Here is a 26,289-nt window from a genome sequence, read left to right as displayed (position 1 = left end):
AGTTTTTAAACTTGGCAGTTATGGGGCTAATTTTTGATTATCCATTAATTGGGTGTGACAAGGATTTAAAAAATGGTTTTGCAAAGTCATTCTATATAAATATGTTAATTGAATGTCAGAGTCGTTAAACTACTCGCAATTTTAGAAATATTAATTTAAGGCAGTCCTTAAGTTAATCCAGTATTAGAGATTTTATTTAACATGAAAGAATCGTTACGTTTACGATTAGACCAACTTTGTGATCGTCATGAAGAATTAGAAGCGCTATTGGCTGATGTTGAAGTCATTTCCGACAATAAGCGTTTCCGTAATTTGTCACGTGAACACAATGATTTGACTGAAATCACCACTGTTTGGAAAAAATATACCCAAGCGGAAGAAGATATTGTAACGGCTGAAGCAATGTTGTCAGATCCTGACTTTAAGGAAATGGCTCAAGAAGAAATTAAAGAAAATAAAGCATTAATTGAATCTTTAGAGGCAGAATTGAATATTCTGATGATTCCGAAAGATCCAAATGATGCGAACTCTGCATATCTGGAAGTACGTGCAGGGACAGGTGGCGATGAAGCTGCGATTTTCTCTGGTGATTTATTCCGTATGTACAGTAAATATGCTGAATCACAGGGTTGGCGTGTCGAAATCCTTTCTGAAAATGAAGGTGAACATGGCGGTTACAAAGAAATTATTTGTTTAATTAATGGTGAAGGTGTTTACGGACGCTTAAAATTTGAAAGCGGTGCTCATCGAGTTCAGCGCGTTCCTGCAACTGAATCACAGGGGCGAGTTCATACTTCAGCTTGTACCGTTGCAATTCTTCCTGAAATTGATGTTGATACGACTGTAGATATTAACCCTTCAGACTTGCGTATTGATACTTATCGTGCATCTGGGGCGGGTGGTCAGCACGTCAATAAAACGGATTCTGCTGTACGAATCACGCATATTCCGACAGGTACTGTTGTTGAATGTCAGGAAGAGCGTTCACAACATAAGAACAAAGCAAAGGCAATGGCATTATTGGCATCTCGTCTTGAGAATGCTAAACGTGCAGCAGCTGATGCTGCTACATCTGAAATGCGCCGTGATTTGGTGGGTTCAGGTGATCGTTCAGAACGTATTCGTACCTATAATTATCCTCAGGGTCGTATGACTGATCATCGTATTAACTTAACTTTATATAAGTTGGATGCAGTGATGGAGGGAGATTTGACTGAGCTTTTAGATAGCTTACATCGTGAATATCAAGCGGATCAATTGGCAATGCTTGCACAGCAGAATGGTGGTTAATGAACATTCAACAAGCGCTTGCACTGCGTGGTGAGCCTGAAAGTTATGAGCGTCAAGAAAATGCTTGGTTGCTCGAACATATCACTAAAATCGATTCATTCGATTTGGTGATGAAGAAGGATAAAGAGCTCACTGCAGAACAAGAGCAGGCGTATCGAGAGGCGATTGCTCGGATTGAAGCAGGTGAGCCTTTAGCTTATGTCACAGGTTCGCAACCTTTTTGGACATTGGACTTAAAAGTGACGTCCGATACTTTGGTGCCTAGACCGGACACCGAAGTTTTGGTGGAGACAGTTTTAAAGTTAGAGTTGCCTGAGGATGCGCGCGTTGTAGATTTAGGAACTGGGACAGGCGCCATTGCATTGTCACTCGCTTCGGAACGTCCTAATTGGTCTTTAACAGCAACCGATATTTATGAGCCTACATTGGAAGTCGCTAAATTTAATGCTGAGCAACATGACTTAGATCAGGTTCAATTTGTACTAGGCAGTTGGTTAAAACCGTTTGGGCGTCAATTTTTTGATGTCATTGTATCTAATCCGCCTTATATTGATCCAGCAGATGAACATATGCACAATTTGGCGACCGAGCCTCAACGTGCATTAATCTCTGATAAAAAAGGTTTAGCTGATCTTGAGCAAATTATTTTACAAGCCAAGAAGCATCTGACTGTTGAAGGTTGGGTGGTACTTGAACATGGATATGATCAAGCAGACGCTGTTCAGCATCTATTTCGTCAAGCAGGTTATAAGAAAGTGAGAACCGTTAAAGATTATGGTGGTAACGATCGCGTGACTTTAGCACAATGGCCTCATTAGAAATAAAAAAGCGACTTTAGGTCGCTTTTTTATTGATTCATCTTTTGATGACATCACGCCATAACAATAATTTTGATTCAAATACTTTCATTATGGTATCAGTAATTTTCCCCAATATTGCCAATAAAATAATAGCAATGATCACAATATCTGGACGCGATGTTTCACGTCCATCACTTAATAAATATCCAATACCTTGCGTTGCTGCAATGAGTTCAGCGGCAATCATAAACATCCAAGCTAAACTCAAACTATTGCGCAAGCCTGTAAGGATAGATGGAGAAGCTGCGGGTAAAACGATTTGATAGATTTGTTGCCAGCGATTCAGTCTATACACTTGAGCCAACTCAATCAATTTTCGGTCGACACCATGAATACCAGCCACAGTATTGGTATAGGTTGGAAAAAAAGCACCAATCGCAATGAGGGTGATTTTTGATGATTCATCAATACCAAGCCATAACAAAAGGAGAGGAATCCACGCAAGACTAGGAATTGACTTAATTGCAGAAAAGGTCGGTTCAATAAACTCTTCTGCATGGTGATTGAGTCCTACCAAAACTGCAAAAAATAGTGCTAAACCACTACCAATAGCAAACCCTAAAAACACTCGCCATGTACTTGCCCAAATATGTTGACCTAAATCATTCTGAGCAAGTTCTTGCAGGGAAACAAATAAGCTACTTGGAGCAGGTAGCAGATAAGGTTCAACTACACCACCTCGAACCAAAATTTCACACAGCAGTACCAGTAATACAGGGAGGAAAATACCTTTCAACCATTTATTCCCTTTTGTCGACAGTTGTGAATGGACATCGATATTCCGATGTTCAATCGCTTTTTCACTGATCGCCATTATTTTGTCACCACTTTTTGAGCGAATGAGGCATTAAATAACTGTTGAATAACTTGATTTACATTTGTTCCTTTACGAACTAAGTCTTCTTCAGTCAAGATTTTGCCGGATTTTTGTAGTGCATTAATGTGTTGGGCTTTAGGAATGTTTTGATTAAAGTCAGTACGCTGAAGCTGAAGTTTTGCAACCTCTAAAGGTAGTTTAGCTTCAGTGGCGAGTAACTGCGCCAGTTTATCTGGATTGGCTTTTGCCCATTTACGTGCTTGCTCATACGCTTTAATTACGGCTTCAATTGCTTCTGGGCTAGATCGAGTAAATGGCTCTTTGACGCTTAACACGCTATAACTATTAAAGCCTACATTACGATAAAGCAGTTTTGCACCCGACTGGACTTGAGCTGATGCCATCAAAGGGTCTAAGCCAGCCCAAGCATCCACTTGTTTACGCTCTAACGCCGTTTTGCCATCTGGATGCTGCAAATGAACAAGCTGTACATCTTTTTTATTTAATCCAACGGTATCTAAAGCTTGTAGCGTAAATAAAAATGGGTCAGTTCCTTTTGTTGCGGCAATTTTTTTACCTTTTAGATCTTTTAAGGATTTAATCGGGGAGTCTTTTGGCACGACTAAAGCTGTCCATTCAGGTTGGCTTTGGATATAAACTGTTTTAACAGGGCTACCATTGGCACGACTTAATACAGCGGCAAGACCAGCAGTTGAAGCAAAATCAACACTGCCGCTATTGAGATATTCTAAGGAGCGATTACTGCCTTGACTAAATATCCATTTGATTTTGGTATTGGGTAAAGCCTTTTCTAATAGCTTTTGATTTTTAACCACTAAGCTCGTAGGAGCATAATAGGCATAATCCAGTTTAATTTCCTTAGGAAGTGCGGCATTGGCTCCACTATGAACAACAATAATTGCTAAACCCAATAGACCTAATTTCAATGGAGATATTGATTTTTTCACTAAAGTACCTGATTTAATTCGCTAAATTTTCGATATAAATAGCCTTTCAGGTGATTTGTGACAAAAAAGAAAATGAGATATTAAAAGAATAAATTTTGATAAAGTTAAAATTATGAGTTAACACATTGAAATCAAATCAATATTTTATAAATATTGTGGTTTTGTGAAAATATAGTGATTTATCAGAACTTTATATGAATTAGTGCAATGAGATGAAGGTCACATAATTTAATATAATAAGACTAATAGAGAAAATGAGATCAAACCCTATGAGTTTGATCTCAACACTCAGATTATACGAAATACTCAGTTGAAATATCGCTCACTTCAAGAAGCTCTAATGAGTCTGACTCCAAAGCCAAGCATAGGGCCACTACTTTTAAAGTGTCCGAAATTTTCGAAGCATCTTTTAACGCAATGCCAGATTTCAGTTCATTAAGACGTTCAGTTGAAATATCTAACGCAAGTGCAGTTTCACTTGCATCTTGAGTGTTTAGGAAATGATTGATTGCATTTTTTAAATCTATTTCAGATGCATTCAGAATGCTCATTTGAAGCTGCTCTGAAATTCGATCTGCATCTTGGTTAAGTGAATGGGGGAAAGTTTGAGCAAAATTTTGCTCTAAGACATCGATCATTTTAAACATGATTGAACCTTTAGGAGATATGGCAAACTGCCGAAATGAATAAGATTAAAATAGTCTAAATATTAGCCGAATTCAAAAGAATAACGATGACTGTATGACTTTTAAATCATGTCAATAAAGCAAACTTAACTGTAATGTGTGATTAATTTTTATATAAAATAAATATTAAATTATAACTATTTTGAATTTTTTATACCAATTGGTCACTGAATAAATTGAATCCGTATTAGAGGAGGATTACCCTAAAGCCAACTTAAAACTAAAAAAAGGATAATGAGATTTATGATTATTCAAGGAAAAGTGATTGTTATTACAGGTGGCGCTTCTGGGTTAGGTGCGGCGACAGCAGCTTATCTTCAACAGCAGGGTGCTCGTGTGGTAATTGTTGATATGAATGCATCTTTGGGCGAGCAAACGGGTCAAGAAATTGGTGCAGAATTTATTCAACTAGATGTAACTGATGAAAAAGCAGTTGAATCATTCTTTGCACACATACAAGAAAAATATGGACAATTAAATGGTTTAATCAACTGTGCTGGTATTGCACCATCAGCTAAAGTGCTTGGTCGTGATGGCCTACATGCCTTAGATATGTTCCAAACAGTGCTGAATATCAACGTCAGTGGAACCTTTAATATGTTGCGCTATGCTGCGCAATTAATGTCACAGTATGCGCTTTTGGGGGAAGAGGAAGAACGCGGTGTCATTGTGAACACGGCTTCAGTTGCTGCTTTTGATGGTCAAATTGGTCAGGCTGCATATTCTGCATCTAAGGGCGCTGTTGTTGGTATGACTTTACCATTGGCGCGTGAGTTAGCACGTGAAAAGATCCGTGTTATGACTATTGCGCCAGGAATCATGGAAACCCCAATGCTTAAAGGTCTTCCGCAAAATGTGCAGGATGCATTGGGACAGATGGTTCCATTCCCACCACGTTTAGCTAAACCTGAAGAATTTGCGAAACTGGTTGGACATATCTTTGAAAATTCGTATTTAAATGGTGAAGTGATTCGATTGGATGGCGCAATTCGTATGGCGCCAAAATAATATATGAAAATCAGTTTAGTCTTCACTTAAATAGACGACTAAACTGATCTCAGATGCTTTATGGTGTAATCGCCGGACGAGCTACATTACGATACTTCTCAAGTAATGCATCAAGGCGGGCTACGGTTTCAATATCCGCCATACCATCATATTTTTCAGGATAAAAATGCATTTGGAATGCGGATACAACATTTTGAGTGACTTGATCATATTGACCAGTGACAGGAATGTTATATCCGTATAATGCCAATTTGCTTTGTAACGAAGCAATATCATTCTTCCAAGGATGATAGGTACGATAATAATTTACAGTGTCGTTATCGTACCAAGCACCGATGTTATAGTCTTCATATAAACGTTTCCAAGGAAATAGCGGACCTGGATCAAATTTACGACCTGGAGAAATATCACTGTGCCCCAAAATTCGGTCGGGTCTGATCTCGTATTTTTTAGTCATTTTTAAAATAATATCTGCAAGGACTTCGATTTGTTGTTTTGATGAAAATGGATACCATCGACGTTGCATCAAAGGGAGTTGTTCATCGTCAGCAGGGAAACCGAGATTTTCAATTTCAATGCCGATACTTGAGGCATTCAAACTACTGTTGGTCTGCCAAGAACTCGCGCCAGCATGCCAAGCTCTTTTATCATCAGGCACAAGACGGTACACAGTAAATTTACCATTGGTTGGTAATTCGGGTACAAAATAGTGACTACTGGCAGGGAAATTAGGATCTTTAAACAAAGCCAATGTTTCGTCTTTAGATACTGCTGTGTAGTGCAGAATCAAGAACATTTGCCGATTGTCTTGATTGGGTGAAGCATTCTCTTCGTCCAGATCATAAAGCGTGCTTTCTGTATATTCTGGTTGGGTATCCGAACCTTGATTGACGTATGTAATGTTGGTGATCTTTTCATCTTTACATGCCGTCAGGAATAAACTCGAAACTAATAATGTAGCGAGTGCAAAAAATTTTTTATTCATAAGTATGACTGTCATTTATTGAAGTTAGATGTTTTTAAAATCAATTGCTAGTGAAGCAATTATTGAGATTATGTTTATTAGTAGTAAAAAATAAAATAAGAAAAATTAAACAAACCTATTCGAATTGTAACAATAAGGTACAGATCTTCTAGGGTAAAAATTATCTTCACAATTGTATGAATAGACTGCTTATTTATTCGGTATCATAGGCTTATACAAGCATGTAATCAGGGTGTTTAGGTGAGTGATAGCATTGAACTGAGTGATGTTGAGCTACAGTTGTACGCAAGACAAATATTACTAGAGGATTGGGATATTGATGCACAAGAAAGATTAAAGCTGTCCAATGTGCTCATTATTGGTTGTGGTGGAATAGGGTGTTTGACTGCAGAGTTATTGGCGAGAGCAGGCGTAGGTAAATTGACACTCATCGATGCTGATACTGTAGAAATCAGTAATTTACAGCGACAAATTGCCTTTGATCATCATGATGTGGATTTTTACAAAGCTGAAGTGTTAGCAAAGAAAATTTCTCAAATTAATCCTTATATTAAGATTGAATACATCACTTCAAAAATTGATTTTAATAATGCTGCCGCACTGATTACACAGCAAGATCTTGTGTTAGATGGTTGTGATAATTTTGAAACCCGTTATTTGGTCAATCAAATGTGTAAGGATGCGAATGTTCCACTCATCAGTGCATCTGCGATTGGTTTGCAGGGTCAGTTATTTATGGTGGATGGTGAATCAGCGTGTTATGAATGTCTTTTTCCCAAAGAAGATCATGCAGATGAGAGTTTAAGGTGTGCAGATTCAGGAGTTTTAGCAACAACTCCTAACGTGATGGCAAGTATGCAAGCACATCATGCGCTATTATATCTGGGGTTAAATTTAACACCATTAAAACAGAAGATCCTTCTATGGAATGGAAGGAACATGCAACAGCGAATTTTGAATTTTGACAAGGATAAAGAATGTCAAATCTGTCACATCAGTCAATCCGCAAAGACAATTTAATTTGCTACACTCAACATATCGAAATTTAATATCGACATTATGAAAAATAATATTTGGTTAGATGGTTTACGCTCAGTGGCCCGTGTAGGTGAAACTGCGGTCATTGCTGCGCGAGCAGGGATTAAATACGCGACAGAAAAACCGAGTAATGCGAAATTAATGCGCGAAACTTTCGAGTCACTTGGTTCAACGTATATTAAGTTGGGACAGTTTATTGCCAGTACGCCTTCATTATTTCCACGTGAATATGTTGAGGAATTTCAAGGGTGTTTAGATCAGACACCTAAACTCCCATTTAGCTATATTGAAAGTGTTTTGAATGCTGAGTTTGACGGTCGCGATTTAGGTGAAATTTTCGCATCTATTGATGAAACGCCATTAGCTTCTGCTTCGATCGCACAAGTGCATGCTGCTAAATTGGTGAGCGGCGAAGATGTCGTGATCAAAGTCCAAAAACCTGGTGTTGAAACCATCCTTTATACGGATTTAAATGTCCTACATTGGGCGACCAAGATTCTAGAGAAGGCAGTTCCTAAAGTAAAATTTGCTTCACTTGCGGATATTGTTGAAGAAATCAAAACACGTATGGTTCGTGAAGTTGATTTTATTGAAGAAGCAAAAAATATTGATGATTTTGTTAATTATCTGCACATTACTCAAAATACTAAAGCGACTGCACCAAAGGTATATCATCAATATTCAACACGTCGTGTCCTGACAATGCAGCGTCTTTATGGCGTGCCGTTGACGGATTTCGATGTGGTTCGTCAAGTTTCTAAAGACCCATCACAGGTTTTGATTACTGCCATGAACACATGGTTTGGTAGTTTGATGATGTGTGAAAGTTTCCATGCAGATTTACATGCTGGCAACCTCATGCTTTTGGATGATGGTCGCATTGGATTCATTGATTTTGGGATTGTGGGACAATTAAAGCCTGAAGTATGGACTGCATGTATTGCTTTCATGGATGCATTGCAAAATACCAATTATCCATTGATGGCAGAAAATATGCTGAAAATGGGCATGACCAATATGCAAATTGATACAACAGTTTTGGCAAACGATTTAGAACGATTATTCAGTGGCGTACTCACCGCTGATCCTCAGCAAATTCTGTCATCTAATCCAGCCGACTTAAATGACATCATGATGGATATGGTGGCTGTAGGTGAGCGTCATGGCATCCGTTTTCCACGGGATTTCGCATTGCTGTTTAAACAAATGCTTTATTTTGATCGTTTTATGAGAATTCTTGCGCCGTACACTGATATTTATGCAGATCAGCGCTTACAAATGGTACAAACAATCGATCCTAATCTTTTGTTGAAACATTAAATCTTAAACAAGTGTTAAAATATCATAGCAAATCCTCAATAGAAGAGGATTTGCTTTTATCGCCTCCCGTCAAGCGTGCTATCACTGTTTGATAGTTTACGAAAAGGTCATGATTGAAGATGGATTCCATATTAATTGAAGGATTGAAAGTTGAAACAGTCATCGGATGTTTTGACTGGGAACGGCAAATCATTCAACCATTATTGCTTGATCTTCATATTGCGACTGATTTAGAGCAGGCATCAAATTCAGATCTTCTCGCTGATACTTTAAATTATGCTGAAATTTGTGAAATCGCGACTCAGACGATTCAAAAAGCTCAACCTGAATTAATTGAATTTGCTGCAAAAATTGTCCTCAAAGCTTTGTTTGAACAATATCCAGCAATTGAGTCTATCCAAATTACTGTGCGTAAGCCTGCCATTATTCCACAAGCCAATTCAGTAGGAATTCGTCTTGAAAGACACCGTAATGATTTACGCGCTAGCATTGGCGAGTAATAGCCAACCGCACAATCATCTGGTGAATGCATTAAAGAAAATCGCATCATTAGGTTGTATTACGCGTTCTCCCATCTATGTCATACCTTGTCGAGATGGTGTTGGACAAGATTATTGGAATGCTGCATGTTTATTAGAATCAAAGCGGCAAGTCAATGAAATTACCAATCTTTTAAAAGCGCTGGAAAAAGCTTCTGGTCGAGTCCGTCCGTCACATGATATTTCTTTAGATGTAGATCTCATTGCATGGGGAAATACGCTCCAAAATATGCAATTTAATCCAAAAAAAATGCCATTAGCCTTAGATGTTAAAATTCCAATGTTTGATATTTGGGAAAATCCATTATTTGAGCATGAAGCGCATCATTTTCCTCAAGTGTCACTAGATGGTTCATTTTCTAAAATAGGATGAGTTTCGCCGAATAGTCCATCGGTAGCATTGATCAAATATGTCTTTGATATGGAAATAGGCTGTGATGTAACAATAATCAGCTTCTTTTAAATGCACTAATTTTTATAATACGCCACTTCAAAATAAATAAGCTCCATATCAAGAAGATGTATAAAATTATTGTGTTAAGCGCAATTTTGGCGTTCCTCTCAGGTTGTGCAACGCTTTCCCCTCAAGAGTGTCGAACTGCTCAATGGTCGGAAATAGGTGAAAAAGATGGAAGCAGTGGTTATTCGAATCGCATTGTTAAACATCAAAAAGCCTGTTCAAAAGTGAATATTGAACCTGATCACAAGTTATATGAAAAAGGTTACCAACTTGGGCTTCGTTCATATTGTCAACCCGAAGTTATTTTCGATGGAGCTTTGGATGGAAGAGGTGGGTATAGGGTTTGTCCATCAGAGTTACATGCCCAATTAGCACCCTTTTATAATGTGGCCGATCAGTACTATCGTTCTAAGAAAGACAAAGATGCTAAAGATAAAGAAATTGAAACTTATCGAGACTACTTACTGGATGACAAAATCACCAAAGAAAAGCGGGAAGAGTATCTTAAGAAAATAAAGTCCTTAAAGCAGGATAAATTGCGGTTAGATTTGAATTTCAATCATGCTGAGCGTGAATTAAATAAGTTTAGACGATTCCATCATCTATAAAAAATGCGGCCCATGAGCCGCGTTTTTTTTAAATATAATAACTTGTTTTGGTCATGAGTTTGGATATACCCGTCATTGCGATTTTGACCGCAGCTGGTAATTCCACACCACCTGCATTTAGTGCAGTATCTCGATGCTGAAGTTCATCCTGATTCATCTGTGTCAAAATTTGACGAGAGCGGGCATCATGCGGTGGGAGTTGGTCAAGATGGTGTTGCAGATGCAGACTCACTTGGCGTTCAGTTTCTGCAACGAAGCCTAAACTGTATTTGTCACCAGCAATACCTGCAATCGCACCCATACCAAAAGAAAGACCATACCATACAGGATTGAGTAGACTTGTATGACTATCTAACTCTTTTAAACGATCTTCACACCATGCTAAATGATCTTGTTCTTCAATCGCGGCATGCTCCATTTCACGACGAACATTAGGCAACTTAGCTGTCAATGCTTGACCGTGATAAAGCGCTTGAGCACAGACTTCGCCACTGTGATTAACACGCATGAGTCCAGCAACATGCCTTGCTTCACTCACTGCGAGATGAGTCTCTGCTTGACTTGCTGGATTTTCACGTTGTGAGGTGGTGGTGCCTGGTACCAAACTACGCAGTGCTTGATCAAATGAATGGATAAATTTATCTAGACCTGTGTAGTGACGCATAACCTTAATCCTCTAAATCAATTTGAGCATTTTTTAACATTGGTTTTAAGCGTGTTAATAACCAAATCGTGTACAGAGCACTCAATATTGCTGTAATACCGAATAGAATCTTAATATCAATACTTAAGATACTTAAAATAATAATGGAGAATATAGCAGAAGACACCATGAATACTGCATTCATAATGTTATTAGCAGCCACTACGCGAGCACGATGTGAACACGGTGAATAGGCTTGCATCATGGCATACAGCGGAACAATATAAAAACCACCACTGATCCCCAATAAAGTAACTGCAATCATCACATGATAATAAATCATACCAGAATTAAACATGTCTGATATGCCAATAAAATCTCCAGTCCTTTCAGGAACAAAGGCTAAACTTCCTGCTAAATAGAAGGCGAAAACGGTTAAGCCTACTGCACCAATAGGCACCATTTTAATATTGACCTCTGAGCCACCAATTTTTCGGCATAGCAATGAACCTACACCAATACCCACAGAAAAAAAGGTAAGGAGGAGGCTAACCACATTTTCATTAGCGTGCAGATTTTGCTGAGTCATTTGAGGTATTTGAGTTAAATAAGTCGCGCCGTAAAACCAATACCAAGAATTACCCAATAAAATGGTAAAGATGAGGGGTAAACTTTTTGCATAACGTATGGTTTGAAAACTGGTTCGAAAGAAATTCCAATCGACATTGATATGATTTTCACGGACTTTTTGTTTGAGAATGAAGCGACTACAACTATAACCAAGTATCGCGATGGTCACGACCGTCAGGCTGATCCAAACTAAGTTGCCTTCAGAGTTTGAAATCACTACACCACCCAAGATCATCCCCATCAATATTGCAATGGAAGTACCTGATTGAAATAAAGCATTACCCGACATCAATTCATTTGGTTTTAATATTTCAGGGAGAATGGCGTATTTAATCGGTCCGAAGAAGGTACTGTGTGTACCCATGAGGAACAATGCAAATAACAATAGCCATAAATTGCCGAGTAAAAATCCAGCAGTACCAATCAGCATAATCAAGATTTCAAGCAATTTGATATTACGAATCAAGAAAGAGCGTTCGTATTTGTCTGCAATTTGTCCTGCAGTCGCTGAAAAAATGAAGTAAGGTAGAATAAAGAGAAGTGCAGCTAGATTATTCAGTGTGCTTACGCTTGCGGTCTGTTGTTGAATCCAACCATAGGTAATGACAAGCAATAAGGATTGTTTAAAGACATTATCGTTTAAGGCTCCAAAAAATTGAGTCAAAAACATAGGTGAAAAACGGCGCGTACTCAGTAGATGCTCTTGTTTTTGCATGACAATTCAGCTTTTTTAAAAATTATTAAGAAATGTGATGATTTAGTAACAATATCGGAAAATCATGTATCATATTTTCATCCTAAAAATTTTGAAAATACTAGAAATTTGATTCAGTTAGCTTGAATGAAAAATCCGTATTTTCTATTTAAAATATAAAGTATTCAGAGCGCAGTATGCCATCGAAAACACAATTTAAAAAATCATTACTTTCCCAATGTGTACAGCACACATGGATATCAAATGATATCAATAAATGGTTATATGCAAGTGTTTTTTTAGGTGCTCTTTCTTCACCTGTGTTATTTGCAGCTGACACAGTGGTATCAAGTCAGGAGCTTGAGCCTGCGACATCCGTACAAGCCATCGAAAATAATAAACAAAAAATAGAAAACGTTGCGCAGCAACAGGGATTGTCAAAAGAAAAAATTGAAAGTATTGATCAAAAAATAGATCAGTTGAGTGGGCAAGATGATTTTAATAGTTATGAAATGCTTCAGCAGCAAGAGCAATTGAGTCCACAAGAGCAATTCAAGCCGATAGAATTTGATGATTTGGAGTTGCTGCCTGAAGAAAGTGTGGACCCTCGACTTGCCAATGAAATTTTATCAGTGGCTGAAGAAGCCAAGCAGGAAGCGCAAAATTTCAGATCAGGTTTGACGACGACTCCAGCCATTCAATTACAAGATTTACCTGCGAATGACATTTCAGAGGCTGAGTTAACAAAAGCGCCAGTCAACATTGATCAGTTGATGCAAAATATTCAGTCTGATCGTCAGATTGAGGTGTCTGAAAATGTGGAAGGACGTTCATTATCCGTTCAAACCCAAGAACCTGAAAATAAAGAACCAGAAAAAGTAAATGTGTTTAAACGCATTTTCTACAAAATACGTCCTCCACGTCTTAATCAGCCCGCTGCTGTGCCACGTATTACCGCAGATGTTACGGGCGCACCTAAACCACTCGCGGACAATATCAAAGCAAAGTTATCATCATTCACTGTTGAGTCATTTTCAGATTTCAATGCTGCCGTCCCGCAACTCCGTAATATGACTGTCCAAGCTGCACAAGCCGTAGGTTATTATGATGCTGAATTTAAGTTTGAAAAAGTCAGTGATAACCGTGTGCGTGTCAATGTCACACCTCATAATCCAGTAGTGGTGCGAGAACAAAATATTGAATTTACTGGGCCTGGGCAGAATCTTGCTCAATTGCAAGTGATTCGAGTGCTTCCTGATTTGGAGGTGGGTGATATTTTCGATCATGGTAAATACGAAGCGACAAAAGCTCGAATCATTGAAGCGGCGAATAACAACGGTTTCTTTGATTATTATTGGCGAATGCACGATGTCATGTTGGCCCGCCCTCAAAATCAAGCAGATATAAACTTGAAGATGGAAACAGGTGAACGTTATAAGCTGGATGATGTGCAGTTTAGAATGAGTGATCCATCAAAAAAATTACCGATTCGTGAAGATATTTTAAGAACCTTAGCTCCTTGGCAAGAAGGTGCAGACTTTACCGCATGGCGTGTAAATGTATTAGCCAACAACTTAACCAATTCACGTTATTTTAACTATAGCCTTGTTGACGCTGTTAAACCTGATCCAATTATTAAGCCGCTTGAACTCGCACCTGATTTGCAGGCTTTAGTGGATGAGCAAAAAATTGATCGAAGTTTATTAACAGGTCAAGAAAAGGCTGAACAACAGGCAAGTTCATCAGAAGAAGTCACGCAGAATGTGGCAGATGAAACTCAATTTGCGGGTGGAAATGAACGTCGTACTTTGCAAGAGCGTAATGATGCTGATAATCAAGCGCAAGCCAAGCAGGAAGAAACTGAGCGTTTACAAGCCTTAGCACGTGAAGAGAAAAAAATCCCTGTCATCGTGACATTGAATGCGGATAAATTGAATAGTGTTGAAGCGGGTATTGGTTATGGTACTGATACAGGTGTGCGCTTACGAAGTCAGTACCGCCGTTCTATTGTGAATGAACGTGGTCATTCGTTTGATGCAAACTTAGAGTTGTCACAAGTCAGACAATCGATTGATGGTCGCTATAATATTCCATATAAACACCCATTAAATGATTATGTCAGTCTAGTTGGTGGTTACGAGCGTGAAGATCGTGATGAAATTGGGAATGGATTAAATCTCATTGTGGAATCCGCCGTTGCCGGAGCTGACAGAATTATTAAAGGTGCGCGTCGTGATTGGCAGCATATTTTTGGTGTGCGTTATCGTCTAGATCGCATGACGATTGAAGGTGATATTCCTGAGACACTTGACCCAGATACCAATTGGGATGAAATTCCAGAGTTCGTCGTTGCAACGGGTAATGATGAGCAGCAATCTTTATTACTTGGTTATGAAGCCACTAAAGTCACCAGTGATAATCGATTAAATCCGACAAAAGGATTTAAACAAAACTACAAAATCCAATTGGGGAGCGAAAGCCTGCTATCCGATGCTGATATGGCGATTGTGAATGCGAACTGGAAATTTTTATATTCATTAGGCAGTAACAATGATCATCAATTCATTGGTGGGGCAAACCTCGGTTATATCATCACAGAAGATTTTCAAAAAGTACCCTATAACTTGAGATTCTTTGAAGGGGGTGACCAAAGTCTACGAGGCTTTGACTATAAGAGTTTGTCCCCTGTGGAATTTGGATATAAAGTCGGAGGTCAAGCGCGTGCGATTGGGACTTTAGAGTACAATTACCAATTTAAAGAAGGTTGGCGCGCCGCGTTATTTAGTGATTTTGGTAATGCTTATGATGAAAAATTTACCAATGATACTGAATATAGCATAGGAGCAGGAATCCGCTGGAACTCTCCAATTGGTCCAATTCGTCTAGATGTGGCATCGGGGATATCTGATCCTGGTAAACCGATTCGTCTACATTTCTTTATCGGGCCGCAACTTTAATATTTAAGATAATAAAAGTACTCAATCATTTTTTGGAATAAGTATGGCTGAAGACATCGAGCAGCAACCTGAGCAACAACCTGATCAAAACGTGACGCCACAGCGAAGTTTATTACGCCGTGTATTGCTGATCATTTTATTTATTCTGATCTTTTTTGTGGCTTCGCTTGCCGTAATGTTTTCAACAGACAAAGGCAGTAAATTCTTACTTGACCGTGCTTTGTCCACTCAACAGATTATTCAGTATGAATATGAAGGTGGAAATTTACTTCAAGGCATTATTCTAAAAAATGTATTGGTAACGCTGAAATCAGTTGATGTGAAAATTGATAGAGCTGATGTCACTTTGGGTTGGCGTGCCATATTAGATAAAGAAATTCATTTGAATCGTGCTGATGTCCGAAATTTGCGTGTCATTAACAAGTCACCGCCGAGTGATGAGCCATTTAAGTTTAGTGAAATTAAACTCCCTTTTGTTTTACGTGTTGATCATGCCGATATCGATCAATTGGTCATTCAGACTTCAAGTTCTAAAGTGCAATTTAATGACATTATCCTAAACGAAGCACTATGGTCCGGTACTGAGCTTAAGTTTGAAGATTCGCAGTTTGATATGGGTTATTTGTCTGTAAAAAAAGCAACAGGTCAGATGGATTTTAAAGGTAAATATCCGTTAGATGCGCAAGCAGTTGTAAGACTCCCATCTTTAAAGTCGATCAACGTTGAGGATATTTATCTCCATGCAAAAGGCTCTTTAGATACCATTCAAGCGGGCATTGCCACGCGTACCCCTGATTTATTAACAGGTTGGGCTGTGGTGCATCCAGTTCGAAAAAATGTACCGATGCAAGGTGCTTTAAACTTTAAAGATTATCACTGGCCTTTAATGCTAGAGCAGGAGCTTTTATCTAAACAAGGTGTTGCTAAGTTTTCTGGAGATATCCAACGTTTGAATTTGGATATTAACACCGATATTTCTGGTAAAAATATTCCTCAAGGACAATATACTGCGCTGGCGCATACAGATCTCGTCAATCAATTGAATATTTCAAACTTCAATGGCCAATTGATGAATGGGGCACTGAATCTTGCGGGTGTCGTAGGATGGAAGGATAAAGTCACTTGGGATGTGCAAGGTCGCTTAGATAAAATCAATCCAAAAGATAAAGTGATTCCACAAGTGGTGCAAGATTTTCTGCCAGAACGTTTGGATGCCAAAATCGCCTCAGCTGGGTCGTTAGAGAAGGGATTAGCTCTCACAGCACTCATTGATTTTGACCAATATGAAACATGGAATTTAAATCTTAATCAAGCTGAACAAAAAAATAATAAACCGAATCCGATGTTGCTAGATGTCGCTTGGAAAAATATTGATCGTGCTGTTCCGTACATTGGTTGGTTAAGTAGTGAATCTGGGGATGTAAAACTTGCTTTAGTTGAAGGTCAACAAAATATTCATGTGGCAACCGTAGTTGGTGCAAATGAAAAAGGAACTTTACCTGCTGGCAAATACAATGCCCAATTAGACCTTAAAGGTAATGATCTTCATGTTCCTTCATTTATCTATCAAGCAGATGGAAAAGGATCTTTACAAGCAAATGCCAAGGTTGAATTACCATCTGATCAAAGACAGTTGAAGTGGAATGCGGTGCTTAATGCAAAAGACTTTAATCCGCAAACCATCAGTTCAGCTGCTCCTGTAAATTTATTAAATGGACAAATTCAAGCGAGTGGCTTTGCTCGACCTAACCAGCAAATTATTCAGTTAAATCAGATCAATCTTTCAGGTCAACTTGCCAATCAAAATCCACCGGAAACAATTAAGCTGACTGGCTCAAGTACAGCAGCCATTCTTCTACATGATGAAAAGTCGGGTGGTGGCTTTAAAGGCTTCGCAGTCAATTATGATGGTGCATTACATGCAAGCCAACTGCCACAAGGGGATGGTCAGCTTAAAATACGTGTAGCAGGCACACCTCAGCGCATCAATATTTCCGAATTTAAACATCATGGTGCTGCGGGTCAGATCAATGCCAATGGTTTAGTCAATTTAGCCAATGGAATCGGATGGGACATTAATGCTTCTTTAATACGCTTTAAGCCTCATTATTTTGTTTCAAGTGTTAAAGGGGAAATTTCAGGTAATGTCAAAACGGATGGTGTTTGGTCAGATCGTTTGAAAAAAATTAATATTGATCGACTCAACCTCGCCGGCATGATCAATAAAAAACCGCTGAGAGCAAAAGGTAATCTTGCTGTAATTCTTAATTCGAATCAGACAGGTTTCTTGCCACAACAGTTTGAAGCCAATAATTTGTATTTGGTGTATGCGCAGAATCAGATTCAAGCCGAAGGGAATGCTCAGAATCTTCGCGTTAAGATTGACGCGCCTGCATTATTTGAGCTTTATCCTGGTTTACGTGGTCGTGCGCAAGGTTTTGTTAATGTGCAGTCTCAACCAAGATTGTCAGCAACTGCGAATGTGAAGGTGAATAACTTTGGTTTCAATGATCTTGTCAGTATCAAATCACTCAACATCCAAGGGGAATTACCAACTTCAGATACAGTGCCTACTGCATTAACTGCAAGAATGGACAGTTTAAGAAGTGGCAATCGTGAGATTCAAAACGCTGAAGTCTCGATTGCTGGCACGCGAAAAGCACATTTATTGAAAGTCCAAGCCGCGAACAAGCTGTCTAAATTGTATGTACAACTGGCAGGTGGATTTAATCCTGTGAATGATTGGTTAGGTCAAATTCAAAAAGGTGACTTTGACTCAGCACGCGCGCATTTAAAACAGGTCCAACCTGCCCCTGTGATTTATAATACTGCGAAAACAGAATTATTTGTGGGTGCTCATTGCTGGACCAGTAATCAAAGCCAACTTTGCTTTGATCAGCCCTTACGTGTGAGTAAGACCAAAGGTAGCGCCTCATTTGTGAGTCGGAATTTAGATCTTGGTGACTTTGCCGCATTTATGCCTGAAGGTTTCGCAATTACGGGTAAATTGGATGGTTATGCTAAAGCGTCTTGGGGGCAAGGCATTCAACCAAAAATCGATGCCAAACTTGTTACGCGTAATGGTGTTGTCGGTCTAGCAGCTGCCGATCCTGATGATATCAGCACTACAATGAACTACGATGAAGTAAGTCTTATTGCGCGAAGTATTCGTGAAGGATTATTACTTCGTGCTGATTTGAAAGCTCCGAATATTGGGACTGGATATGCAAATGTTGTGGTGAATCCATTTGTTGATTCGAAACCAATGCGTGGTGAAGTTGCTCTGAGTCAAGTACAACTGAAAATTTTAAAACCATTCATTTCGGATGTGCGTAAAATCGATGGTAATTTATCCCTTGCAGGTAAAATCAGTGGGACATTGACTCAACCGTTATTTAACGGCGAAATGCGACTTAAAAATGGTTCAATCAGCATGATTTCGTTACCTGTTAATCTCACGAATATTCAGCTGTATTCATCTATTCGTCAAAACCAAGCGACGATCGATGGCGCTTTCAATAGTGGTCGAGGTGTGGGTAAGTTAACGGGTGATATCGATTGGAAAAATGATCCTAGAATTCGTTTAAAACTCAAAGGTGATAATTTATTTATTCGCCAAGCACCATTAATCACAGCTGTTGTGAACACTGAAATGGATTTAGATGCACGTCCCGTCAGTAAGCAATTAACTTTGAATGGTAAAGTTGAAGTTCCGCGTGCGCTGATTTCAATGCCAGAATCGAGCGCATCCGTAGTGCCTTTATCCGCCGATGTTCGAGTGGTACGTGAAGGTGATAATCAACTCGCGGTACTTAAGGCTGCAAAGCCATGGGATATCCGCGCTGACTTAGAATTAAATTTAGGAAACCAAGTGATTTTCCAAGGCTTTAATAGTCGTATTCCATTGCTTGGGCGAATTTACTTAACGCAACGCGGTTTAGAAACTGCCATGCGTGCCAATGGTGCGATTGGTGTAAGTAAGCGCGTTACTATTGAAGCTTATGGGCAGTCTTTAGAACTAAGTCGTGCAATTGCGCGTTTCAATGGTGCATTGTCTAACCCAACCCTTGAGGTTGAAGCAAGTAAACTCATTTCAGGCAGTACAGTTGGTGTGCGTGTTACTGGAACCACAAGTAGTCCAAATATCCAAGTATTTAATGATGCGGGATTATCTGAACAAGAGGCGATGAATGCCTTGATTACAGGTCGAATCAATGAAGGTTCTAGTAGCTTGAGTCAAGCAGAAGGCTTTAAATCAGATGTGAACAATACCATTGCTGCAGCGGGGATTAGTTTAGGGCTTGGTGGTACACGTGCTTTAACCAATCAAATTGGACAGACATTTGGGTTAAGTGGTCTTGCTCTTGATGCGCAAGGAACAGGCGATGATACTCAAGTGAGTGTGACAGGTTATCTGACCCCTGATTTATATATCCGTTATGGTGTTGGTGTCTTTACGCCAGTCAATAAATTGACGCTACGATATCAGATGAACCAAAGACTCTATTTGGAAGCAAGTCAGTCTTTAGAAAAAGCCATTGATATTTTCTACAATTGGAGATTCTAGAAGGTAAAAGGGCTTCAATCGAAGCCCTTTTTAATTCACTGTATAAACCGAAATTAAATTTAAGCCCTATTGTTAAAATGCTAGACTTAAAATTTATCGGACAAGAAAGAATTAAAAAATGAAAACAATTGCAATATTCATCGCGATGATAGCGGCAACACTCATGGCGGGCTGTCAAACCACTCAAACTGAGCAACTTACTCCAAAAATTGGAATGGCTAATCCTGCAAGCAAATTTTGTGTTCAACAAGGTGGAAAATTAGAAATACGCGATGAGGCAAATGGTCAAGTGGGTTATTGCCAGTTGCCAGATGGCGTTGTGGTAGAAGAATGGGAGTTATTTAGACATCATCAAAATATTTGCAAGCCTGAAGAAGCGAAAAAAATAGTCGGTATGCATAATCTTGATGATCAACAGATTTTGAATAAAACCAAAGCCAAAATTATTCGCCGGGTCGGACCAAATGATCTGGTTACTATGGATTATCGAAATGATCGTATTACAGTAACCGTGGATGATCAGAATAAAATTATTCGTTCAAGCTGCGGTTAATGAACGAGAAATGTCATTACACGATTTCCTATTCGGTTTAACTCGATTATCATAGCCGCAACAGGAGAGATGTATGAACAAATTCGTGATTCTGGGTGCTGTACTTGGTTCAGCCGTTTTGCTCAGTGCTTGTGAAGAAAAAAAGCCACTAACCTCTGAAGAAGTCTGGCATGGTTACTGTACCAGTATTGGTAATGCTGCACGCTCTATTTTGCTAGATCGTCAAAATGGTATCGAGAAGACTGCAGCGGTCGAACATGCTTCTAAACTGACCGATCCGACGACGAAGAAATTTGTAGATGCTCAAATTGAGAAGGTTTATGCTTATCCTGTGAATCAATTAGAAGTGGATCGTGATGCATTAATGGCTAAATTCAAAAAAGAAGCAACGGATGAGTGTTTAGCCACTCCTTACGATAAAGATAATCTGCCTGACTACAAACAGTTTTAAGGTGCTTCGATAAGATTGACCATAAATAAGAGGGAAGCGTAAGTTTCCCTTTTTTTGTCGAAATTAATTACAAATTTTGATTAGCATTAAAATAGAAAAGCTTATATAAAAATAAGATAAATAAAACAAAAGGAGCGGAACAATGGAAGTGGTCGCATACTTGAATAATGCCGATCTTCTGCTTGAAGATGCAAATGGTGTTGCTGTAATTAATGGCAGCCATTACGTCCTAAGTTTAGGGGATCGAGTCTATCTTAAAAATATGATCAATGAACATGCCAAAATTTATCAGGTACACATTAGTTTTGCCTGTGCCGAACACCGCATGCTACATGATGATGAAATATTGGTCAGATTCGAAGGAACACGAGAAAGTCTACAACAATATTTAGATCGCACGACTGTCCACTAAGGTTGAATAGTCAAAAAAGGATTTAAAAGGCAACATCTTGTTGCCTTTTATTTATTTCAGATCCGTAAAAGCTTCATGTTAATGTCAGAATTGTTCGATAAAACAACATATTGAGCAATGAGTAATCAGAAGAGAGATCATTTAGTAAGAAAATAATGGTCATCACAAAGAAACACTCTTCTTGCATTAACTTTTAACCGGAATTTTAGTAAAATTTAGCAGTCCATATTATTTGCAGGCTTTATAAGCAGGATATTGCAAGTAATTTTTTAAAGAAGAGGAATAACACCGTGCTAGAAGCTTACCGCCAACACGTTGAAGAACGTGCCGCACTCGGAGTCCCACCGAAGCCACTTGATGACGCTCAAACAGCTGCATTAGTTGAATTATTAAAAAATCCACCAGCTGGCGAAGAAGCATTCTTAGTTGATTTGCTTGAAAACCGTGTTCCAGCAGGTGTTGACCAAGCTGCTTATGTAAAAGCTGCTTTCTTGGCTGCTTTGGCGAAAGGTGAAGCGACTTCTCCATTAGTTTCTAAAGAGCGTGCGGTTTACTTACTAGGTACTATGCTTGGTGGTTACAACGTTGCTCCTTTAGTAGAATTATTAGAAGACGCAGCGCTTGGTGCTTTAGCTGCTGAAGCGCTTAAGAAAACACTTCTTGTTTTCGATGCGTTCCATGACGTTGCTGATAAAGCAAAAGCAGGTAACGAAAACGCGAAAGCTGTTCTTCAATCTTGGGCTGACGCTGAATGGTTCACTAGCCGTAAAGACGTTCCAGAAGAAATCAAACTTACAGTTTTCAAAGTTACTGGCGAAACTAACACTGACGACTTGTCACCTGCGCAAGACGCTTGGAGCCGTCCAGACATTCCGTTACACGCGAATGCAATGCTTAAAAACGTACGTGATGGTATTAACCCAGAAGTTCCTGGTGAAGTTGGTCCATTAAGCCAAATCAAAGAGTTAATCGCGAAAGGCAACCAAGTTGCTTACGTGGGTGACGTTGTTGGTACAGGTTCTTCTCGTAAATCTGCAACTAACTCTGTACTTTGGTTCTTTGGTGACGAAATCGCTCACATTCCGAACAAGAAAGAAGGCGGTTACTGCTTAGGTTCTAAGATTGCTCCGATTTTCTTCAACACTATGGAAGACGCTGGTGCGTTACCAGTTGAAATCGACGTTGCTAACATGAACATGGGTGACGAAATCACGTTGAAGATTGACAAAGCGACTGCAAAAGTTACAGCGTTCAAAGATGGCGCTCAAATTGCTGAAGCTGAGTTAAAAACTCCAGTACTTCTAGACGAAGTACGTGCGGGTGGTCGTATTAACTTGATCATTGGTCGTGGCTTGACTACTAAAGCACGTGAAGAACTGGGTCTTCCTGCTTCTGACTTGTTCCGTACTCCAGTTCAACCAGCTGCAACTGGCAAAGGCTTCACGCTTGCTCAGAAGATGGTTGGTCGTGCTTGTGGTCTTCCAGAAGGTCAAGGTGTACTTCCAGGTACTTACTGTGAACCTAAGATGACAACTGTTGGTTCTCAAGATACAACCGGTCCAATGACGCGTGACGAATTGAAAGACTTAGCTTGCTTAGGTTTCTCTGCTGACCTCGTAATGCAATCTTTCTGTCATACTGCTGCGTATCCAAAACCAGTTGACGTTCAAATGCAACACACGCTTCCTGATTTCATCATGAACCGTGGTGGTGTATCACTACGTCCAGGTGACGGTATTATCCACTCTTGGTTAAACCGTATGCTTCTTCCAGATACAGTAGGTACTGGTGGTGACTCGCATACACGTTTCCCAATCGGTATTTCTTTCCCAGCGGGTTCTGGTCTTGTAGCGTTCGCTGCAGCAACTGGTGTTATGCCACTTGATATGCCTGAATCAGTTCTTGTGAAGTTCAAAGGTAAAATGCAACCTGGTATCACACTACGTGACCTAGTACATGCGATTCCTTACTACGCAATTAAAGAAGGTGACTTAACTGTAGAGAAAAAAGGTAAGAAAAACATCTTCTCTGGTCGTATCTTAGAGATCGACTTATCAGAGATGGAAACCGACTTAACTGTTGAGCAAGCGTTCGAACTTTCTGATGCTTCTGCTGAACGTTCTGCTGCTGGTTGTGCGATCACACTTTCTGAAGAGAAAGTTGCTGAATACCTTCGTTCAAACATCACGATGTTGAAGTGGATGATCTCTGAAGGTTATGGCGATGCTCGTACTATGGCGCGCCGTGTTGAGAACATGGAAAAATGGTTAGCGAACCCATCACTTCTTAAAGCTGATGCTGATGCTGAATACACGAAAGTGTATGAAATCGACCTTGCTGACATCAAAGAACCTATCCTTTGCTGCCCGAACGATCCAGATGATGCAAAACTTCTTTCTGACGTTCAAGGCGACAAAATTGATGAAGTATTCATCGGTTCTTGTATGACGAACATCGGTCATTTCCGTGCAGCTGGTAAACTTTTAGACAAAGTACCTGGTGGTTCTTTATCTACTCGTCTTTGGTTAGCTCCTCCAACTCGTATGGACGAACGCCAATTGATGGAAGAAGGTTTCTACAATACTTATGGTAAAGCTGGCGCGCGTACAGAAATGCCAGGTTGTTCATTATGTATGGGTAACCAAGCACGTGTAGCTCCAAATACAACTGTTGTATCTACTTCTACGCGTAACTTCCCGAACCGTTTAGGTCAAGGTGCAAACGTTTACTTGGCTTCTGCTGAGCTTGCATCTGTTGCTGCGGTACTTGGTAAGTTGCCAACTCCTGAAGAATACCAACAGTATGCTGCTCAAATCGACAGCATGTCTGCGGATATCTACAAGTACTTGAACTTCGATCAAATGAACGACTATACAGAAGCTGCTAAAGACGTTGATACGAAGAAAATTGCTGCTGCTCAGTTAACTTAATTTATTGAAAGTTAAAGTAATTTGAGTTAAAAATAAGGGCTGATTTATCAGCCCTTATTTTATATAAATAAAAAGTCAATATTATGAACCCATTAAGTTTATTAATGCTCGAAAATTTTTCTAAGTTCAGTAATTCTTTTATTAATCTGATTAAATTTGGGGCAGGTATAGGTGGTGTAGGATTAGTTTATTATTTATTAAAAATAGGATATCTTCCAAGTGAATTTGCACTAGGTGATGGAATACTTTTACTTATGCTATCGACTGTAATAGGTATAATGTTTTGTCTTATTTTCTTATTATTGTGGATGCAAGGTAAGGCTTTTTTTGATCTTATATCTTTAATTTATTCATTTTTACCACATCAAGTAAAAAGCTATATTAAAGAGAAGATAAATATTAAAAATCCTATAATTATTCCTAAAGTTGAAAAAATTAATAATTTTTTTATCTATCCAGTCGCCATACTTTTTTTGTTAATAGTATATGTTAAAGAGAACTCTTTAGGATTACTGTTTTATGGGTTGGTTAGTATATATTTCTATATATTTTATATATTAATTTACAATGTCTCTTTGGAATATAACTATCTTGCTAAAATTCTGCATAATGAGTCAAAAATTACAACTGATTATGAATTATTACTAGAAAATCAACGTAGAGAAAAAAAGAATGTATTATCAATTCTTCTGATAGCTTTTTTAATAGTTCCGTTTGTAATGGGTGGTCAATATAATGTAATTGAAAAAATAATCAACTTCTCAATGGAAAAATCAAATGTTAGAGTTATGAAAAGTAGAATTTATGTAAAAAATGAGTTTTCAAATTTGATTTTAAAAAAGAAAAATGTTGATGAAGGATATACAGAAATTGTTAATGTCGATATTTTATTTAGGGGTGGTGGTAAAAATACATTTATTGGTTTTGTGAAAAATGGAAAGTATATAAAAATGGAAATACCTAATGATTCTATTTTAAGCGTTTATCATATCAAAAATAAATAATTTTTTATTCAAGTATGCTTTAAATAAGATCTTTGTTAGATTAGTCGTAATTCTAAAATTGAATCCGTATATGTCCAAACAATCACGCTTCCTCTGTATCGGTGGCTTCCTTAACGGAACTCAAGTCAAAGACCAAGGCGACAGCTTTGTTTGTATGACCAATGGAAAGAATGAAACTTATACGAAGAAGGTCATTTTCCATCAAGAAGCATGGGATCATGACTACTACATTTTTGAAAACATCACCGACCAACAAGCAAAAGAGTGGGTGTTTCAAAAATATGGAGAAACCGTCATCTATCGAAAAAGAAAGCCCATGAAAAAGCCCCGTAATCATTAAATTAACGGGGCTAGTCGTACCACTCTCGTGATACTCATACAAGGCTCATCTCATACTGCCTGCATTAAAACATATTCACACAGATTCGTCATGCTGAATCGAATATAAATTCAAATCGACTACTGTGAAAAGCTTACAAGCCCATAACCATAAATAAAACAGACAGCAACAATCTAGAAAGGTGAAATAAATAGAATAAGCAAAAAATGAACACAGCATGAATATAATGAAAAGCATACTCACATTAAGTTTAATCAGTCTATCGCTCATTGCATGTTCAAGCGTGGAGATTAAAAATTCTGATTCAGAAGAAGACGCACGTTATCAGAAATATAAAGATGAAACAGTAAACATGTCTGAATACGATAAGCAGCGCTATTACAATCAGCACCACCTAGGTGTAGTCGAGCCAGATCGAGTTCGCGAATCAATTCGAGAACAAAGAAGAAAACAATCGCAATAAACCAACAGTGCAGTACAAATAAATGTACTCCCTATAAATCATTGAAAAATTACATTTCAGTAGCTG

At 38.7% G+C, this 26,289-nt stretch carries 22 protein-coding genes and 1 pseudogene; 17 read left to right on the top strand and 6 right to left on the bottom strand.

The genetic code is table 11. The features are described from left to right. Nucleotides 1–201 precede the first annotated feature (201 nt). Both prfA and prmC read left to right on the top strand, forming a co-directional pair. Complete coding sequence (gene prfA, locus AC1M9L_RS01860; protein ID WP_035267080.1) at nucleotides 202–1,290, top strand: peptide chain release factor 1; 1,089 nt, start codon at nucleotides 202–204, stop codon at nucleotides 1,288–1,290. Further along, the gene (gene prmC, locus AC1M9L_RS01855) at nucleotides 1,290–2,108 is read left to right on the top strand and encodes a peptide chain release factor N(5)-glutamine methyltransferase (protein WP_092766184.1); all 819 of its coding nucleotides are present in this window, start codon (nucleotides 1,290–1,292) and stop codon (nucleotides 2,106–2,108) included. The genes prfA and prmC overlap by 1 nt, the downstream gene beginning before the upstream one ends. 37 nt (nucleotides 2,109–2,145) lie before the next feature. Here prmC and AC1M9L_RS01850 read toward each other — a convergent pair. The 3 genes and pseudogenes from AC1M9L_RS01850 to AC1M9L_RS01840 form a co-directional block, all read right to left on the bottom strand. Beyond that, nucleotides 2,146–2,847, bottom strand: a pseudogene (locus AC1M9L_RS01850) (ABC transporter permease); the annotation flags it as partial. Nucleotides 2,848–2,963: 116 nt separating this feature from the next. Then, nucleotides 2,964–3,914, bottom strand: coding sequence for an aliphatic sulfonate ABC transporter substrate-binding protein (locus AC1M9L_RS01845; protein ID WP_481591248.1), 951 nt, complete (start codon nucleotides 3,912–3,914; stop codon nucleotides 2,964–2,966). A 314-nt stretch (nucleotides 3,915–4,228) separates the two neighbouring features. Then, the gene (locus AC1M9L_RS01840; protein WP_481591185.1) at nucleotides 4,229–4,582 is read right to left on the bottom strand and encodes a hypothetical protein; all 354 of its coding nucleotides are present in this window, start codon (nucleotides 4,580–4,582) and stop codon (nucleotides 4,229–4,231) included. Nucleotides 4,583–4,864: 282 nt separating this feature from the next. Between AC1M9L_RS01840 and AC1M9L_RS01835 the strand changes: the two genes are divergently transcribed. Beyond that, nucleotides 4,865–5,629, top strand: coding sequence for a 3-hydroxyacyl-CoA dehydrogenase (locus AC1M9L_RS01835; protein ID WP_481591184.1), 765 nt, complete (start codon nucleotides 4,865–4,867; stop codon nucleotides 5,627–5,629). A gap of 58 nt (nucleotides 5,630–5,687) precedes the next feature. Here AC1M9L_RS01835 and AC1M9L_RS01830 read toward each other — a convergent pair whose 3' ends face one another. Then, nucleotides 5,688–6,614, bottom strand: coding sequence for an N-acetylmuramoyl-L-alanine amidase (locus AC1M9L_RS01830; RefSeq protein WP_481591183.1), 927 nt, complete (start codon nucleotides 6,612–6,614; stop codon nucleotides 5,688–5,690). Between the two features lie 240 nt (nucleotides 6,615–6,854). On the opposite strand from AC1M9L_RS01830, the gene AC1M9L_RS01825 reads away from it, so the two are divergent. The 5 genes from AC1M9L_RS01825 (at nucleotide 6,855) to AC1M9L_RS01805 (ending at nucleotide 10,579) form a co-directional block, all read left to right on the top strand. Further along, the gene (locus tag AC1M9L_RS01825) at nucleotides 6,855–7,634 is read left to right on the top strand and encodes a HesA/MoeB/ThiF family protein (RefSeq protein ID WP_481591182.1); all 780 of its coding nucleotides are present in this window, start codon (nucleotides 6,855–6,857) and stop codon (nucleotides 7,632–7,634) included. A 39-nt stretch (nucleotides 7,635–7,673) separates the two neighbouring features. Continuing rightward, nucleotides 7,674–8,972: an ABC1 kinase family protein gene (locus AC1M9L_RS01820; RefSeq protein ID WP_481591181.1), complete on the top strand. Its 1,299-nt coding sequence runs from the start codon at nucleotides 7,674–7,676 to the stop codon at nucleotides 8,970–8,972. Between the two features lie 119 nt (nucleotides 8,973–9,091). Beyond that, nucleotides 9,092–9,472, top strand: a complete 381-nt coding sequence (folB, locus tag AC1M9L_RS01815) for a dihydroneopterin aldolase (RefSeq protein ID WP_481591180.1) — start codon at nucleotides 9,092–9,094, stop codon at nucleotides 9,470–9,472. Further along, on the top strand, nucleotides 9,429–9,884 hold the full coding sequence (locus AC1M9L_RS01810; RefSeq protein WP_481591179.1) for a 2-amino-4-hydroxy-6-hydroxymethyldihydropteridine diphosphokinase: 456 nt from the start codon (nucleotides 9,429–9,431) through the stop codon (nucleotides 9,882–9,884). Before folB ends, AC1M9L_RS01810 begins: the two co-directional genes overlap by 44 nt. A gap of 146 nt (nucleotides 9,885–10,030) precedes the next feature. Beyond that, entirely contained in the window at nucleotides 10,031–10,579 is a 549-nt protein-coding gene (locus AC1M9L_RS01805; protein ID WP_481589836.1) for a DUF2799 domain-containing protein, read from the top strand. A 28-nt stretch (nucleotides 10,580–10,607) separates the two neighbouring features. Here the strand turns inward: AC1M9L_RS01805 and coq7 are convergent, their stop codons facing one another. Beyond that, the gene (gene coq7, locus AC1M9L_RS01800) at nucleotides 10,608–11,243 is read right to left on the bottom strand and encodes a 2-polyprenyl-3-methyl-6-methoxy-1,4-benzoquinone monooxygenase (protein WP_481591178.1); all 636 of its coding nucleotides are present in this window, start codon (nucleotides 11,241–11,243) and stop codon (nucleotides 10,608–10,610) included. Between the two features lie 4 nt (nucleotides 11,244–11,247). After that, nucleotides 11,248–12,567: an MFS transporter gene (locus AC1M9L_RS01795; protein WP_481591177.1), complete on the bottom strand. Its 1,320-nt coding sequence runs from the start codon at nucleotides 12,565–12,567 to the stop codon at nucleotides 11,248–11,250. Nucleotides 12,568–12,743: 176 nt separating this feature from the next. Here AC1M9L_RS01795 and AC1M9L_RS01790 point away from each other — a divergent pair, with 176 nt between their 5' ends. From AC1M9L_RS01790 to AC1M9L_RS01750, 9 genes are all read left to right on the top strand, one after another. Further along, nucleotides 12,744–15,503 (top strand): autotransporter assembly complex protein TamA, encoded by a 2,760-nt coding sequence (locus tag AC1M9L_RS01790; RefSeq protein WP_481591176.1) that lies wholly within the window; start codon nucleotides 12,744–12,746, stop codon nucleotides 15,501–15,503. 43 nt (nucleotides 15,504–15,546) lie between these two features. Beyond that, the gene (locus tag AC1M9L_RS01785) at nucleotides 15,547–20,070 is read left to right on the top strand and encodes a translocation/assembly module TamB domain-containing protein (protein ID WP_481591175.1); all 4,524 of its coding nucleotides are present in this window, start codon (nucleotides 15,547–15,549) and stop codon (nucleotides 20,068–20,070) included. 118 nt (nucleotides 20,071–20,188) lie between these two features. Continuing rightward, nucleotides 20,189–20,623: an I78 family peptidase inhibitor gene (locus tag AC1M9L_RS01780; protein ID WP_180027654.1), complete on the top strand. Its 435-nt coding sequence runs from the start codon at nucleotides 20,189–20,191 to the stop codon at nucleotides 20,621–20,623. A 73-nt stretch (nucleotides 20,624–20,696) separates the two neighbouring features. Continuing rightward, the gene (locus tag AC1M9L_RS01775) at nucleotides 20,697–21,074 is read left to right on the top strand and encodes a hypothetical protein (RefSeq protein ID WP_481591174.1); all 378 of its coding nucleotides are present in this window, start codon (nucleotides 20,697–20,699) and stop codon (nucleotides 21,072–21,074) included. A 142-nt stretch (nucleotides 21,075–21,216) separates the two neighbouring features. Next, complete coding sequence (locus AC1M9L_RS01770) at nucleotides 21,217–21,486, top strand: hypothetical protein (protein ID WP_035267100.1); 270 nt, start codon at nucleotides 21,217–21,219, stop codon at nucleotides 21,484–21,486. Nucleotides 21,487–21,776: 290 nt separating this feature from the next. After that, the gene (locus AC1M9L_RS01765) at nucleotides 21,777–24,416 is read left to right on the top strand and encodes a bifunctional aconitate hydratase 2/2-methylisocitrate dehydratase (protein WP_481591173.1); all 2,640 of its coding nucleotides are present in this window, start codon (nucleotides 21,777–21,779) and stop codon (nucleotides 24,414–24,416) included. 83 nt (nucleotides 24,417–24,499) lie between these two features. Beyond that, on the top strand, nucleotides 24,500–25,420 hold the full coding sequence (locus AC1M9L_RS01760) for a hypothetical protein (RefSeq protein WP_481591172.1): 921 nt from the start codon (nucleotides 24,500–24,502) through the stop codon (nucleotides 25,418–25,420). Between the two features lie 70 nt (nucleotides 25,421–25,490). Beyond that, nucleotides 25,491–25,760 (top strand): hypothetical protein, encoded by a 270-nt coding sequence (locus tag AC1M9L_RS01755; RefSeq protein ID WP_481591171.1) that lies wholly within the window; start codon nucleotides 25,491–25,493, stop codon nucleotides 25,758–25,760. Between the two features lie 217 nt (nucleotides 25,761–25,977). After that, nucleotides 25,978–26,223, top strand: coding sequence for a hypothetical protein (locus AC1M9L_RS01750; protein WP_481591170.1), 246 nt, complete (start codon nucleotides 25,978–25,980; stop codon nucleotides 26,221–26,223). Nucleotides 26,224–26,289 lie beyond the last annotated feature (66 nt).

The organism is Acinetobacter sp. ANC_7511 (genome assembly GCF_056779975.1).
The sequence above is the reverse complement of the archived record's forward strand: the minus strand, read 5'-3'. Positions and strand labels throughout refer to the sequence as shown.